This window comes from Comamonas testosteroni, assembly GCF_030505195.1.
In the GTDB taxonomy this organism is placed as follows: Bacteria; Pseudomonadota; Gammaproteobacteria; order Burkholderiales; family Burkholderiaceae_C; genus Comamonas; species Comamonas testosteroni_G.
In genome coordinates, this window is the sequence record NZ_CP129672.1 from 714,817 (window position 1) to 728,254 (window position 13,438).

The 13,438-nt window shown below is 60.4% G+C and carries 23 protein-coding genes; 8 read left to right on the forward strand and 15 right to left on the reverse strand.

What is annotated here, in order from left to right:
- Position 1: 1 nt before the first annotated feature.
- From QYQ99_RS03140 to QYQ99_RS03200, 13 genes are all read right to left on the reverse strand, one after another.
- Positions 2 to 1,600 (reverse strand): hypothetical protein, encoded by a 1,599-nt coding sequence (locus QYQ99_RS03140; RefSeq protein WP_302091385.1) that lies wholly within the window; start codon positions 1,598 to 1,600, stop codon positions 2 to 4.
- Between the two features lie 108 nt (positions 1,601 to 1,708).
- Complete coding sequence (locus QYQ99_RS03145) at positions 1,709 to 2,119, reverse strand: hypothetical protein (RefSeq protein ID WP_302091386.1); 411 nt, start codon at positions 2,117 to 2,119, stop codon at positions 1,709 to 1,711.
- A 28-nt stretch (positions 2,120 to 2,147) separates the two neighbouring features.
- Entirely contained in the window at positions 2,148 to 2,339 is a 192-nt protein-coding gene (locus QYQ99_RS03150) for a hypothetical protein (RefSeq protein ID WP_302091387.1), read from the reverse strand.
- A complete protein-coding gene (locus tag QYQ99_RS03155; protein ID WP_302091388.1) occupies positions 2,339 to 2,530 on the reverse strand; it encodes a hypothetical protein in 192 nt (63 codons plus the stop codon). The genes QYQ99_RS03150 and QYQ99_RS03155 overlap by 1 nt, the downstream gene beginning before the upstream one ends.
- Positions 2,530 to 3,126 (reverse strand): hypothetical protein, encoded by a 597-nt coding sequence (locus tag QYQ99_RS03160; RefSeq protein ID WP_302091389.1) that lies wholly within the window; start codon positions 3,124 to 3,126, stop codon positions 2,530 to 2,532. Before QYQ99_RS03160 ends, QYQ99_RS03155 begins: the two co-directional genes overlap by 1 nt.
- Positions 3,120 to 3,455, reverse strand: coding sequence for a hypothetical protein (locus QYQ99_RS03165; RefSeq protein WP_302091390.1), 336 nt, complete (start codon positions 3,453 to 3,455; stop codon positions 3,120 to 3,122). The genes QYQ99_RS03160 and QYQ99_RS03165 overlap by 7 nt, the downstream gene beginning before the upstream one ends.
- Complete coding sequence (locus tag QYQ99_RS03170) at positions 3,446 to 3,703, reverse strand: hypothetical protein (RefSeq protein WP_302091391.1); 258 nt, start codon at positions 3,701 to 3,703, stop codon at positions 3,446 to 3,448. Before QYQ99_RS03170 ends, QYQ99_RS03165 begins: the two co-directional genes overlap by 10 nt.
- Positions 3,700 to 4,116 (reverse strand): DUF1064 domain-containing protein, encoded by a 417-nt coding sequence (locus QYQ99_RS03175; RefSeq protein WP_302091392.1) that lies wholly within the window; start codon positions 4,114 to 4,116, stop codon positions 3,700 to 3,702. The genes QYQ99_RS03170 and QYQ99_RS03175 overlap by 4 nt, the downstream gene beginning before the upstream one ends.
- Before the next feature lie 143 nt (positions 4,117 to 4,259).
- The gene (locus QYQ99_RS03180; protein ID WP_302091393.1) at positions 4,260 to 4,820 is read right to left on the reverse strand and encodes a hypothetical protein; all 561 of its coding nucleotides are present in this window, start codon (positions 4,818 to 4,820) and stop codon (positions 4,260 to 4,262) included.
- Positions 4,817 to 5,824, reverse strand: a complete 1,008-nt coding sequence (locus QYQ99_RS03185) for a hypothetical protein (protein WP_302090070.1) — start codon at positions 5,822 to 5,824, stop codon at positions 4,817 to 4,819. Before QYQ99_RS03185 ends, QYQ99_RS03180 begins: the two co-directional genes overlap by 4 nt.
- Positions 5,825 to 5,891: 67 nt before the next feature.
- Positions 5,892 to 6,572, reverse strand: a complete 681-nt coding sequence (locus QYQ99_RS03190; protein WP_302091394.1) for a phage antirepressor KilAC domain-containing protein — start codon at positions 6,570 to 6,572, stop codon at positions 5,892 to 5,894.
- Positions 6,569 to 7,012, reverse strand: a complete 444-nt coding sequence (locus QYQ99_RS03195) for a hypothetical protein (RefSeq protein WP_302091395.1) — start codon at positions 7,010 to 7,012, stop codon at positions 6,569 to 6,571. Before QYQ99_RS03195 ends, QYQ99_RS03190 begins: the two co-directional genes overlap by 4 nt.
- Positions 7,005 to 7,262, reverse strand: coding sequence for a helix-turn-helix transcriptional regulator (locus QYQ99_RS03200; RefSeq protein WP_302091396.1), 258 nt, complete (start codon positions 7,260 to 7,262; stop codon positions 7,005 to 7,007). Before QYQ99_RS03200 ends, QYQ99_RS03195 begins: the two co-directional genes overlap by 8 nt.
- 85 nt (positions 7,263 to 7,347) lie before the next feature.
- Here QYQ99_RS03200 and QYQ99_RS03205 point away from each other — a divergent pair, with 85 nt between their 5' ends.
- Entirely contained in the window at positions 7,348 to 7,896 is a 549-nt protein-coding gene (locus tag QYQ99_RS03205) for a helix-turn-helix domain-containing protein (RefSeq protein ID WP_302091397.1), read from the forward strand.
- Positions 7,897 to 7,902: 6 nt separating this feature from the next.
- Here the strand turns inward: QYQ99_RS03205 and QYQ99_RS03210 are convergent, their stop codons facing one another.
- Complete coding sequence (locus tag QYQ99_RS03210) at positions 7,903 to 8,148, reverse strand: hypothetical protein (protein WP_302091398.1); 246 nt, start codon at positions 8,146 to 8,148, stop codon at positions 7,903 to 7,905.
- Positions 8,117 to 8,437, reverse strand: coding sequence for a helix-turn-helix transcriptional regulator (locus QYQ99_RS28345; protein ID WP_080758201.1), 321 nt, complete (start codon positions 8,435 to 8,437; stop codon positions 8,117 to 8,119). Before QYQ99_RS28345 ends, QYQ99_RS03210 begins: the two co-directional genes overlap by 32 nt.
- A 666-nt stretch (positions 8,438 to 9,103) precedes the next feature.
- On the opposite strand from QYQ99_RS28345, the gene QYQ99_RS03215 reads away from it, so the two are divergent.
- From QYQ99_RS03215 to QYQ99_RS03245, 7 genes are all read left to right on the forward strand, one after another.
- Positions 9,104 to 9,715: a VWA domain-containing protein gene (locus QYQ99_RS03215; RefSeq protein WP_302091399.1), complete on the forward strand. Its 612-nt coding sequence runs from the start codon at positions 9,104 to 9,106 to the stop codon at positions 9,713 to 9,715.
- 791 nt (positions 9,716 to 10,506) lie between these two features.
- Positions 10,507 to 11,076 (forward strand): 3'-5' exonuclease, encoded by a 570-nt coding sequence (locus QYQ99_RS03220; protein WP_302091400.1) that lies wholly within the window; start codon positions 10,507 to 10,509, stop codon positions 11,074 to 11,076.
- Between the two features lies 1 nt (position 11,077).
- Positions 11,078 to 11,257 carry a hypothetical protein gene (locus tag QYQ99_RS03225; protein WP_302091401.1) on the forward strand — a complete coding sequence of 60 codons (180 nt, stop codon included), beginning with the start codon at positions 11,078 to 11,080 and terminating at the stop codon, positions 11,255 to 11,257.
- Positions 11,258 to 11,320: 63 nt separating this feature from the next.
- Positions 11,321 to 11,659 carry a hypothetical protein gene (locus QYQ99_RS03230; protein WP_302091402.1) on the forward strand — a complete coding sequence of 113 codons (339 nt, stop codon included), beginning with the start codon at positions 11,321 to 11,323 and terminating at the stop codon, positions 11,657 to 11,659.
- Entirely contained in the window at positions 11,652 to 11,870 is a 219-nt protein-coding gene (locus tag QYQ99_RS03235) for a hypothetical protein (protein WP_302091403.1), read from the forward strand. Before QYQ99_RS03230 ends, QYQ99_RS03235 begins: the two co-directional genes overlap by 8 nt.
- Positions 11,867 to 12,154: a hypothetical protein gene (locus QYQ99_RS03240; RefSeq protein ID WP_302091404.1), complete on the forward strand. Its 288-nt coding sequence runs from the start codon at positions 11,867 to 11,869 to the stop codon at positions 12,152 to 12,154. The genes QYQ99_RS03235 and QYQ99_RS03240 overlap by 4 nt, the downstream gene beginning before the upstream one ends.
- 30 nt (positions 12,155 to 12,184) lie before the next feature.
- Complete coding sequence (locus QYQ99_RS03245; RefSeq protein ID WP_302091405.1) at positions 12,185 to 13,378, forward strand: recombination-associated protein RdgC; 1,194 nt, start codon at positions 12,185 to 12,187, stop codon at positions 13,376 to 13,378.
- Positions 13,379 to 13,438 lie beyond the last annotated feature (60 nt).

Sequence of the window (13,438 nt, forward strand, 5' to 3'; positions counted from 1 at the left end):
CTTATTGGTCACGAGCGGCCGTGCCGCGTTTGAGGGCTTCTGCCCCGGCTCCGATCTGTCGCCTCTGAGCGGCGCGCTCGGCTTCGCGTTCGGCGTCTCGCGCTTCCTTTTCCTGGCGCTCCCGTCGCTTCATCTCGCTCAACTCGGCTTGGTGAGCTGCAATGGCCTTGGGGTTGGAGTTGTCCAAAAACTGCTGATAAGCCGCTCGACTAGCAGCCTCCTGTTCACGGCCGTCCCCGACCGAGGAGGCAACAGAGAAACGGACTGCGTCCTTAACCTGGGCATTCGGCCCCTTCATTGCAGTAGGTGTGGCTATGGCTGGCTTTGTGGAAGACTTTTCTGCGGCCTTCTCAGGGGACGGGAAGCCCATTCGCTCCAACTGCTGAGGGTTCAGCCCCTTGGCGATGACTTGCTTATATGTGTCCGCATAGGCAGCGGGGTCGTCTTTGACGGAATTCAACGCACTCGAAACAGCAGATGCAGCCAAGCGCTGCTGATTGCCATTGACTGCTGCCCGGCGCATTGCTTCAAAATCATTCTGGGCATACTGGGCAACCTGCTGCTGGGTCATTGGCTTTCCTTCGGCAGCAGCAGCATCCGCAGCTTTGGCGGCGCGGTTGTACGCCTCTCCCATGGCCTGCTTAGGATCAAAGCCATAGAGAAGATCGATCTCCGGAGCGCCTCCTGCGGCCTTGCCGGATGCTTTGCCGGCAGCGATAGCCAGTTGCTGGCTCCGATGACTGATGTCCGCATTGAGCCTGCGCTCATTCAGCGCGTAATTGCGGTCGTCGTTCGCCTGGGCGCGCTGGGCCTGGGAGTTGCGGTGCAGCATGTCCAGGTAATGCGATGTGTCAAGACTCTTCCAGTGGGGAGACACCAGGGCGTTCAGTGCCTCCTGGGTGTTATCCACTGGCTGGCCCAGCAGAGCCTTCGTGCCGTCTGCGCCCAGTGTGTAGAACTGCACCTTGCCGTCTTTGCCGGTATCGAAGCCCACCTTCGCACCGCCGAACAAGCCGGATTCGCTGGCAAATGAGCTCAGGCCTTGGGCTCCACCGCCAAGCGCAGCACGTAGCCTGCTGTCGGCGTCCTTGGCGACGGCGGCCCTCTGTGCCTCATTGAACTGCAGGTCAGCAAACTGGCCTTGCTTGATGTTGCGCTCGACTTCAAGGGCCTTGTCGGCCAGGCCAGCGCCACGATACGCCGCCACCACCCGCTGATTCATTGCCTCGGGCTTGGCGTAATCGGCCTGGGCCTGCTGGGCTTCCGCAGCGGTGGAGAAAGATTTGTTGACCCCTGGCGCAACCATGCGGAAGGTTTGCGGCACTGGCTGACCAGTGCTGCCCTGGGTCAATGCCGCAGGTACCGGAGGGCCCGCGCTCTGATCGCCCAAAGGGCCGTCCATGACTTCAGCAGGGGCCTGGGCCTGCTTGAGGGACTGATTCAGCGAGTCCGCTTCGGCTTGCTGCTTGCGCCAGACCTCGCGCTGCTCATTTCTGAACTGCTGGTCTTGATCGTCCCGCTTGCGCTGGTCTTCGACGTCACGCTGCTTCAGATAGCCGGTACCGGCCCCCGCCAGGAATGCAATGATTGGGCTTGCCATGTGTTCCCCTGCCATACCGCAGGCGCACACAAACGGCCTCGGCGCGCGCTATGAAACGACAGTGCCGAGGTGATTTCAAGGGGGTATGGAATTCAGGAATTCCACGGGTCACAGACGCCAGCGAGCCACTTCTTCCGCCCGTCGGCGGGTTTCCCGATGCGCCTCGCCATATCCAGACGCGTTCTTCTGGAGCTGGTCAATGTTGAAACTCGCCTTCTCAATAGCTCCCAAGTAGTACTGCTCCACCCAGTCATGGTCGAAGATCGTGCGCCCCTGAGATGTGCCTTTCTCGAAGATGTCATGTGGGCTTTTGGGGTCAACAACGATGCACGCAACTTGCACGCCCCGCTCCTTGAGCAATCGCTCCACTCGCCTCGCCTCATCGCTGCACGCGAAACAGATGCGGTCCCCATCCTTGACGCTCTCTACCAAAGAGGTAGTGCGGCCAGTCCGGCGTGCCGACTGCATGTAAATCCTGATTGAGCCCAAGACTGCTGCGCCGATTCCAAAATGATCCATGTCATTTATCTTTCTGTTGCAACGGAGTTCAACGTGTGCGAGCACGGGTGCCGGGCAAGCTGAATGGCAGCGCCCTGCCGTGCTTGGCGCCGGCCTTGCGGCGGGAGTCAGGCTCCGGACTGTCCGGAGCATGGCGCGAGCGATACAGCACATCAAATGCATTGCCCCGGCTGCGAGGGGTTCCGTCTGGCCATGGGGTATTGGATTGGGGTTGATTCATCAGAGCGCCTTTTTGCAATGGTTCAGAAGAAAGCGCAGCGTTAGCGTGTCCTCACGCGGCGCAAGTTGATCGTTCTCGTTCACTTCGCGGACAACGGCCTCAGGATTGGCGCCCTGCTCGATGCGGCGGACCTCCACAACCTTTCCAGACGGGAGAATGAAGCGCTTGTAGATATGGGGGGAGCTGGCCATCAGTTTGTTTTTCTTGGGGATTCCTGCCACAGCGGCAGCTTCTTGGGCCACAGCCCAGCTTTCAGGATTTGTTCGCGGGTAAAGCGGCCGGCTTCAATGCCGTATTCGCGGTGAGCCTCGCGGCCTCCGTGCTCGAGCAGTCGATAGTTGTCATAGGCAACATGGCAGCCCTCGATTCCTGGGCGGCTGCAGCAAAGTGGGAACCCCGTGCGGTCGTCTGTCTTCAGGCCCAAGCCCTTGCCGTAGTTGAGATGGGCATGCTGGCTATAGCCGCTGATGCCGCACCAAAAGCAAGGCAGCTCGGCCACCAGACGGCGGTAGGGCTCGCTCTCGATGGCGTGCTCTTTCAACACAGCTATGCCAGTCGTCCCAGCTCCGTGCTCCATGGTGACGTTCTCGGGCAATAGGTCTGCTGTTGCAAGGGCGCTCTCGATCTGACGGGCAGCGCGATCGGCTAAGCGTTGCTCTCGGCTGTCAGCCTGGCCGGGCTCGTAGTGGTGACCCTCATCCTGGTCATCACGGAGCCCAGCGCCAGCCCAGCCGCCGCGAGACTTGAAGCCTTTACCGGGCTTGAGGGGCGCGCGACGCATCAGCATGGCAGCACCTCCAAGGTGCGGGCATCCAGAAATGCAGCCAGCCGCCTTCCATCCGGAGCGGTAATGCAAACGCCGAAGGTCTTTCCCCAGTCGAAGCGCTCATAGCGCACCTGATACACACCGTATCGACCTACAAAGCGTTCCTGCAATATGCAGCGCGCCCTTTCCAGCGAGCAACACCCAAGGGCGAGCTGAATCCCTGACACTGCGGCATGCAAGAATGAATAGAGTTCCACCAGCACGCTGTTTTGCTTTCGCGCTACAGCGGCGGTTCGGCGGTTGAAGCGAGTGCGGACCAAGGTCCGTTTTTTGCGGACGATCAGTACCATGCACGCCCCCAGTCCTCTACGGGCACCAGAAAACCGTAGTCGTTACAAACGTAGACAGTGCGAGCGCCAGCCTGCACCCGGTTGCAGCAGCGGTTCTCCATCCAGCGCTCAATGAGGTAGCGGCCGTCCGCCAGGCGCTCATACTCCGGCCACACCAGCCGGGTGACGCGCGAGGCGCTGGGGGGCTTGCGTTCGCCAGCCAGCGGCACGACCTTGCCAAAGAAGGCGGGGTTCAAAGGCTGGATCATTTGACCAACCTCACTTCCAGGCCCAGCAGAGCCTTCATCAGATGGCGCTTGAGCTTGAATTCGGGAGTCAGCACGCCCTTCACGTCCTCGATGACCTCGGCGCCCTCTTCCATGTAGACGAAATCGGCCACATAGCGAATGGCCGGTTTGACCCGGCTCGCGTCGGAATACTTCACGGCGGGCACCAGCTCATAGGCCACCTGGCGGCGCAGCTCGCTGATTTCTCCCGCGCGCAGCTGCATGCACAGATGCCCCCAGCGGCGTGCCTCGGCCCTGCTGTCGAACTTCACCCCATCAGGGGTGACGGTCTTCTTGTTGCCGTACTTGGCTCCACCGGCTCCAGATCGCTTGGTCGCAGCTTGAACCCCAGGCGCTTGAGCTCCGCTCGCACGGCTTCCCGCATTCCCGGCCACAGGCCGTGCCCACGTGTCACGGATTCCTCTTCCAACTCCAAAGCCCTTTGCCTTGAGTAGTGCCACCATCCCGGCGTCATTGCCAGCTGCACGAGATGGTCCCTGGCTTCCAGGTAGTGCGGTGGTTGATCGTTTCGCATTCATCACCTGCCCTCCTGCTGCCGGTTCAGGCCCAGGGCCTCCATCGCTGCCATACGGCTGTGGCGCGTCACCGTTTGGTCGCCATGGTTGATGCGCGCGACGATCTTTCGAGCCCAGTCCTTGCTATCGCCCTTGAGCTCGACCGGTACGTCCAGCAGGCGCTCTACCTTGGGTGCAGGCAGCGCCAGCAGGCCGTTCTCCTCAAAGTAGGTCTTGCGTGGCGTCAGGGCTTCGCAGGCCTTCACGAATTGCGGCAGGCTGGGTGGGAACTCGGGGCTCTCGCGCTGGGCATTCCGAGAGGCCGTCTCGATTACGTCATCCGCGAATTCAGCCAGGGCGGCATCCCAGACCAGTTGCGCCGCCCGCATGCCCTTGTCCTCGCGGCGTTCGTTGAGCTCCCCTGTGCTGAACTTGGCCAGGAAGGCTGTGCCGTAGGCGCTTTGCAGCACCACGAACAGCTTGCGGGTGCGGATGGATGCCTCCGGGCGCTGGGCCTGGCCCTGCTGCTCGGCGCCCTGCAGGGCGTGCTGCGCCAGGTCTGCAATCTCGTAGCTGCGGTTCATAGCTCGATCCCGTCAAAAATGGCTTTGCCGGCGCCAGCAAACTTGTGGCTCGCGGCCGGGGCCAGGGATGGGGGCGGTGTGCTCGCGCCGGTATTCTGCTGGGTGGCCCACTTCTGGGCATGGCTCAGCAGCAGGCCCACGGGATGCAGCTGATCGCAGATGAACTTCTCTTCGACACGGCGCACGTAGTGCACTGCGATACGGGGCGCCCGCTCCGCTCCCACCTTGTCGATGAACTTGATGATTTGCCCTGCAACGGACTCGTTCCACAGGGGCCAGTCCTTGTAGCGGCCCTGGTAGGCAATCGCATAGGCCACCCAAGTTTTGTGGCTCTTGGTGCTCTCGCCCGGATAGCGCAGCTCACCGGGGATGACATGGGTCACGCCGTTGGGCGCTTTCACCATCATCGGCTTGATCTCTTTGGGTTCCTTGGCCTCCTTCGGCTTCTTCGGCTCCTTCCCCTTCGCAGCCTTGGCGCCAGCCTTGGCTGCAATAGAGGGAGTCTCTGTAGGAGTCTTATGTGGAGTCTCTGTACCATTAACGGACTGCGTTTGGCGCAGTTCGTCGAGCGACGAATCAGCAGCCCCCGGACTGCTTTTGGCGTCACTCCCCAATTGCGGATTTGTGTTTTCCCGAACTGCGTTTTCGTCGTTCGGGGAATGCGCTTTTGTTTGTGCCTCGGTCCAGGCGTCAAAAGCAGCGTCCACGGCCTCCAGATTCAGGCGGTAATAGACCCGGTGCTCCAGGCGGCGGTGTGTTTCGACCAAAAAGCCAGCCTCGCGCAGTTGTTTGCGCGCGGTGACCTGCTCACGGTAGGACAGGCCTGTCTCTTCGCTGAACTGCTCAGAGCTCTTGTGCGTGCCCAGATCGCTCTCGCCGCGCTGGCTCCAGTAGTGCAGCTGTGCGAACAGAATGGCCACGTTCACGGAGCCGAAGAAGCGCGCCAGGCGCGGGTAATAGGCAACGGGATGGCCGACATTGGTCAGGGATGCGGAAAGGCTCATGTGCTGGCGCTGCCTTCCTGCGCCAGCCGCGCCTTGTGTGTGCTGGGGTTGGTGTGTTGCTTCGCCATCAGGCAACCCCCTCGCTGATCAGGCGCTCGACAATCCATGCCTCGCCAGCGGTAGTAAACAGGGGCTGCGAATAGCCAAGCTCCGTTTGCTTCAGCTCGCCGTAGCCCTTGTCGATCACCCACTGCTTGAAAACGCGAGCGCGCTTCACGCCCATGGCATAGATGCCCAGCTCGTCCAGATGCTTGTTCAGCTTGATGGCAGACATGCCCAGCTTCTGGGCAATCTGCGTGGCGGTCATCAGCGTGGTTCGCTCAACCACCTTGTCGAAGAAGTGCACCTTGGGTACGGCCTGCGCCAGCTGAGCAACGGCGATCTGCTCGCCTTCCTTCGCGTCCGCCCAGGCGCGTGCTGCGGCCACCGGATCTGCAAAGTTTGGAAGTGCGGGGCTCTGCCGGGCCTCCAGCGCTTGCCAGCGGTCAATAACTCGGGCGCGGTGCTCGTCGCTATAGCCAGAGACGACCAGATGCGTGTCACGCTCAATCAGGTCGTAGACATCAATCGGACGACCGCCGGTTACCTCGCGGCGGGTTTTACGACTTGATCGCAAAAGCCCCTTGCTGAACAAGCGCAAGACGGTGGCAACCACATCGTTATGGCGTGCCTCGACCAAATCTGCAATCTCGCGGCTGCTCATCGTCAGCGGCACGGCCACTGGTGAAAGTGTCGGATTCAGATTCATCGACCACGCCCTCCGAATTCGGGGGCCTGAATGTGGCCTACCAGCGCCAGCAGTCCCTGGCTATGCTCATCCTCATGAAGCATCCTCTCTGCAACCATCTGTCGGTAAGGCTTTTGCCACTCCAGCACATAGACGGCATCGCGAAGGCGCGCGGAAGTGTCGGTCTGCAGCAGTGCGCAGCTTCGGCGAAACCGGTGAAAGGTCACTTCATCGACCTTCGTCTTCAGTTCATGGGTTACTTTGCCCAAGGGTCCAGCAATGCCGCGGGCAAACATGGGCGTGTGCTCATCTCCGATCAGATGAGCAATGGCGTGATCCAAGACCTCTTGAGCGTCTTCGGGCGGCAGGCCCTTGAGCGCGTCCAGAACAGCAGCAAGCGCCGTGTTCTGAGCCTTGGACAGGTGCGGGAGTTGCGCGATGCGCTTGGTGGAATCAGTCATTGCCGCCCACCTCCTTTTCTTGGGTGGATGGCTGAGCCAGCTCAGGCAGTGGCTTGTCTGAGTAGATGTGATCGAACGTGAGTTCTAGGCCGTGACTGGCAGCGAGAGAAATCAGCCGGCGGGCGACTTCTGGCGAGACGGTCTGCCCTTTTTCGTAGTGCCCGATGTTCCCCTGGGTGCATCCAAGGCCATCGGCCAGCGCTTGCTGGGTCAATCCCAAGCGCTCCCGGATCGATTTGAGGTTGTGCATCCCTCAATTATGAGTCCGACTGATAACTAAATCAACAGTCGGACTGTTTTGAATTAATGAGCCCCACTAATACCCTAAGTTGCTTATGCCAGCACTTCCTTTGACTCCAGAGCAGAAAGCAGACGCTGCGCGCCTGAAACAACTGTTCCAGCGTTGGAAAGCTGACCGGCGCGCTCAAGGGCTGCAATCCAGCCAGGACACATTCAGCGATCAAGTAGGTTTCGGACAGAGCGCCGTCAGCCAATACCTAAACGGCAAGATCCCTTTGAACCCTGCTGCAGCTGCAAAATTCAGCAAAGCACTTGGGTGCCAGATCAGCGATTTCAGCGCCACCATCGCCGCAGCTGCGAGTGAAATTGGTGAGGCTGTTTTGCAGCCTGGCCAAGAAGCCGGCCGATCCGGCGGCATGGACATCACAGAGCTTTCAAAACTGGAAATGCAGTTGGTTCTGATGTTCCGTGAGCTGCACGACCAGGCCAAGGATGAAGTGATCAGCTTGACGAACCAGTTGCATAACTCCGTTATGCCCGTAAGGTCTGCAGCTAACCCCTACCCTGGTGTGCCTGCCCCCAAGCAAAAATTGCCCCCCGCGCCAAGGGCCAGCCGCAAGAAGACCGAGAGCGCAGAGCACTGAGGTGCATTAGGTTACGGGGCGGCCCTTGCCCAAGATGTGGTCGGGAATCTCGTCAAACTTGTAGACGGGAATCAAGACACTGCAGCGGCTCTTAATCAGCGCGCCCAGGGCAACCATATCTGCCAGCTGTTCGGCAGTCAGTTGGTCAGCCAGCTTCGCCACCGTCGCGGCATACACCTCCGGCACATATCGCACACGGGGGTGTTTTTCCTTGTACGCCTCAATCTGGTCGAGCAACTCTTTCGCGTCCATTCTCTCTCTCCTGTTGTGATCGCACGGGCCTGCATTGGCCCCTCATCAAATCCTGAACCGTCACCTGCTTGAACGGCTCGCCAAACAGCAACGAATGAGCGCATGTGCAATACATCGTTGCCAATTCCCCAAGCTGCCGCGCCGTGGGCCAACTTGCCCCCGTCTCCCATTTCGACACGGCCTGGCGGGTCACACCCAGCGCGTGAGCCGTGAAGTCTTGCGATAGCTTGGCGGCGATGCGCGCCCTCTTAAGGCGACTTCCGAACAGCATGTTTGAATCGGTGTTCATTAGCGTTACTGGTTTTTTATACAGTATTGCACAGTGCTTTGAGCGCTGCAACTGCAACTTTGGGTTGCGCAACGCACAGTTGCGCAACCGTGGGTTGCGCCCACCAAAAGCCGTTTGTAAACAACAACTTGTTTAGGTCACAAAAAAAATTGCCAGATTTAATTAGTCCGACTGTTGTGTTTTTTATGATTCCGACTAATAATTTATTCAACGACAGCGATTCGATGTCGCGCACCACAAAAGCGTGGCGCTCCGTTCTTCCGGGCCGGCCGGGTTACCAAACGGGAAAGCGGCGAGATCGGCCGCACTTCCAAGAGACACGTAAGTGCAAGGGGGTGAAAGGATCACTCACACAAGGCTAGTAGCGCTCTGCCCCCGGATGGGATCAGGCAACGCGAACGAGATGTGGCACCAGCAGAAGAAGGTGCCGACGCTGAGAGTCCAGACCCTGGGACGGTACGGGGGTGAGGCAGACGGGATGCCAAGAAAAAAAACCTGTTGAGGTGTTTCGGGATACCAAGACAAGCAAAGCCCGGCCGCAAGGCTGACAGGTCGGAAAGAAACGGCCAGACCCAACAAATCTCCAAGCTCTTTCACCAGAGAGCGCTTGACTTCTTTAAGCCGATAGCAGGGCGGCCCTCCCCTGCAGATAGAAAGACTCTCTCCATGAACGCAGCTCAAGCCATCATCAACAAGCTCTCCGAATACGACTTCGTGATCGCTATCGACACTTCCGGTTCCATGGGCGAGCCCGTCAAGCGCGGCTCGAGCACCACTCGCTGGCAAGCCGTGCAGGAATCGGCGATGGCCATGATCCGCGATGCCCAGCAAATCGATCAAGACGGCCTGGGCCTGGTTCTGTTCGGTAGCAAGGTTGAATCCTTCGACGGCGTGACAGCTGACAAGGCTCGCGAAGTGTTCGCCTCTCACGGCCCTCGCGGCACCACCCCCTTGGCTCAAGCCCTGGATGCGGCATTTGCGCTGGCGGGCAAGTCCGACAAGAAGGACATGATCATCGTCTTCACCGACGGCGTGCCCGACGACAAGGCTGCTGCTGCCCAGCGCATCATTCAACAGGCGAACAGTCAAGCCAACGATAACGACTGCACTGTGCTGTTCATCCAGGTGGGTGACGATGCCGATGCAACGGCCTACCTGAAATCGCTGGACGACGACCTGAAGGGCGCCAAGTTCGACATCGTGGATGTCAAGACCGTGGCCGAAGCTGATGCGTTCGCCTCCACGGCCGAGCTGGTGGCCGCTGCCATCGAAGACTGATGGTCGACCTGATCCTGCTGATCTTTGTGCTGGCGGTGTTCGCCGCCGGCTTCTGGTGCGGGAAGAAGTACCGCACTGTGGCTGCAATGAAGTCGGCCATTGCGGCTTGGTTCAAGTAAGCAGCTACACGCCCACCCGGAGCGGATCCGGGGTTTCAAGTCTGTCCAATGTCGGGCAATGGCTTGAAGAGGAGTTCTCAATGTGAGCGTTTAGCCAGCATGCGGCCTGCATGTGCCTTCCCCCGCAGGGCTTTAGCGGGGCCATCACGCAGGTGGACTGGACACGGTTCGACTCCGTGGGCTACACCGATGCGCCTTGCGCGCTAGGTCTAGGCGGCCCAGTCCATCGCCGTGATGGTGCCGGGGGTCGGCTCCCCGGTTCTTACAAACCAGGCCTGCAAGGCCCGGCTGGAATACTGCAAGAGGGTAATTGCACCGGTCTTAGGTGCCCATCATGACCACCCCGGGAAAGTAGCGGGGGCTATCTGGCGTGACTGCTCGAGCAGGTACGGCAGTTCAGGAATGGGCCTGAGCTGACGGCAATTACGAGCTTGGCGAGAGTAGTCACACCAGATGGCGCAGCACCTTTTATTAACCCAAGTGCGCATTTCTTCTGCCTGACCCTCATCGGGCAGAAGGAAGCTGCGCCATCGCCTTTTTTGCCGGGCCTGGGGCCTATCTCCTCCCTCCCTCTCTGAACCATTCCCCAGGCAGACCCGAAAGGTCACCGGCTCTTTATTCAAGCCCGCAGCAATCGCTCGCGGGCTTTTTCTTTGCCAACAGGAGACTCCCTTGATCCTCAAAGCCCCTCATATCGTGCTCGATCTGGAAACCCGCAGCACCAAGCCGAATGCCATCGTCGCGTCTATCGGCGCGGTAGCCATCGGCCCAGACCTGCAACTGCTGACCAGCGAATTCCACATCCCACTGGCTCAACACCTGCAGTTCCCGCGTCATGAAGACACAGAAACCATGCGTTGGTGGGCCCAGCAGTCTCGTGAAGCCCGCGAAGCCTCAATCATGGCCGCACAAACAACACTGCCAGGCCAAGCGCTGCGCGACTTCGCAGCCTGGGTTAACAGCGTTGCTGACCCCAAAACGGTGAAGGTCTGGGGCAATGGTTCCGTCTTCGACAACGTGATCCTGCGCAGCCTCTACGACACGTACGACCAGCCACCGCCCTGGGAATTGTTCTTTGACCGCGACATGCGAACCATCCTGGACCTGCACCCCGCCGCCAAGGATGTGGGCGAGTTTGTTGGGGTGAAGCACATCGCCGTCGATGACGCGCGCCACGAAGCAAAGCAGTTGGCAAAGGCGCTGACCCTGCACCAAAGCCTCACCAACAAGGGGGAGCTGTGAAATGGCCGCGCATCTCCACCATCGCCCTCGTGCTGCTGATAGCGGCCCTGCTGCTGATCGCCCCGGCCCTGGAACAAAGCTACTGATTGCCCTTCAGTGGGCGCTGACCCTGTTCGGCCTCTTCTGCCTGATCGGCGCGGCCGTGGTGATCGCCCAGACGCCTGATGCCTGGCCCATGTGAGCGCGATCGAATCAATTTTGATAGCTGCTCGCGCTTGCAGCATATGCGGTAGAGGTCATTTCAATGCGTTTTCAAGATCCCTTTGAATTCTTGAGAGTCTTCGGCTCCGGAGCAACCGCCGCGCGGCTGGGTCAGGCCATCGGCGTATCCCCAAAGGTCGCAGCCCGCATGGCAAAGCAGAACGGCCACACACCGCTGCTTTGTGAAAAGCCCATCCCAGGCCTGGAGCACTTGCCCGGGCTTCCTGCCTTTGCAGTCACAAGCCGCACCCGTGCAGGCGGCACTGTCCACCAGATCGACTGCACGACATCCGGCGACAGCCCCGGCTATCGCTCTCTGCTCATCCACCGCAGTGCGCTGCATTGCGATGACGACCCTCAAGAGGATGAAACCAATGTCTAAGCACCTTTGCGCAATCGCGCTGGCCGCCTGCTCTGTGCTCTTGCTGCTGTTCTGGGTCACTGGCCCTGCCCAGGCAGATGAAGAGCCCACCGAATCCCCATCCACCGCCCGCGCAGTCCACATGGCTGCGCGCGATGCCTTCGCCTGCCCCGGCATGCACGCCGAGTGGCTGGATGAAAAGACCGTTCAATGCCTGAAAGTGACTCAATGAGCAGATCCCCCAGCGAAGCCAGCCGCGACTTCACCGTGCGCGGCTGGCAAGTCCTCTCCCCTGCAGAGCGTGCCGAGCGCGAAGCCCAGCAGCATCAGCCGGACAGCGACAGCTACACGCCACCCTCGGATTGCTATGACGGCGAGGAGCTGAAGCGCACACCGGGCATCCCAGATTCCCGATTCCGCGCCTTTGAGCTGCCCAGCCGGGCCCATGGACAGCTGAACTACCCCAACGGCACGCGAGTCCCTTTCCCTGAACCCGCTAACGAAACCGCCCGCTGATAAGCGGGTTTCGCATTTTTTGGAGCTCAAATGTTCAAGAACATGATCATTTACCGCTATGCCGAGAGCTGGCAAGCCGACCTGCAGGAGCTGGAGGATGCCCTGCGAAAGACAGTCTTCGAGGAATGCGGCGCCACCCAAGAGCGCTCCGTGGGCTGGGTGCCGCCGCGCGGAGAGGAGCACGGCCCGCTGGTCGAATCCGTGGCCGGTCAATTGGTAATGCGCTTCATGACCGAGGCCAAGGTGCTGCCGGCCAGCGTGCTCAATCGCAAGGTCAACGAGAAAGCCGAGCACATCGAAAAGACCGAAGGCCGCAAGCCCGGCAAGAAGGAAAAGAAGGATCTCAAGGACGAGGCCAAGCTGGACCTGCTGCCCGTGGCCTTCACCAAGCAGGGCAGCATGTGGGTCTGGATCGACCCGCAGGCGCGCACGCTGGTGCTCGATACCAGCGCCCAGGGCCGCGCTGATGAGGTGGTCACGCTGCTGGTCGAAGGCCTGCCAGGCTTCGCCCTGGCTCTGCTGGATACCCAGACCAGCCCACAGGCGGCCATGGCGCATTGGCTGATGACGCAGGAGCCGCCCGCCGGCTTCACCGCCGACCGCGAAACGGAGCTGAAGGCTGCGGACGAGTCCAAGGCTGTGGTGCGCTACGCCCGTCACCCGCTGGATATTGATGAAGTCCGCCAGCACATCGAGCACGGGAAGCTGCCCACCAAGCTGGCAATGACCTGGGACGACCGCGTGAGCTTTGTGTTGACCGAAGGCCTGCAGATCAAGAACATCACGCTGCTGGATGCAGTCATGGACGGCAACAGCAAGGATGACAGCGGATTTGATACCGATGTAGCCATTGCCACCGGTGAGCTGTCGCGCCTGATCCCCGATCTGATCGAGGTCCTGGGTGGAGAAGGCCGCACCGCGCTGGGCGACGGACTGCCTGCATCGCTTCAGAACGCGCCCGCTGCGGAAACCCCGCCTGCTCGCACTGCCAGGGCCGCACCCGCCCCGCACTGCGAAGCTGCTGGCGATGGTCCGGACCCGCTTTATGCCGAAGCCGTGGAGCTGGTGCGCAAGGACCGGAAGCCCAGCATTTCCTATGTGCAGCGCAAGCTGTTGATTGGCTACAACCGCGCCGCCGCTTTGCTGGAGCGCATGCAGGTCGAGGGACTGGTGTCGCGCATGGATGCCAGCGGCAAGCGCACCCTCTTGGAGCCGACCACCTAGGCGCCCAGCGCCAGCAGCTGCAAGCCTATTCATAGATCTTCATGAATTGGGCTTTTTGTC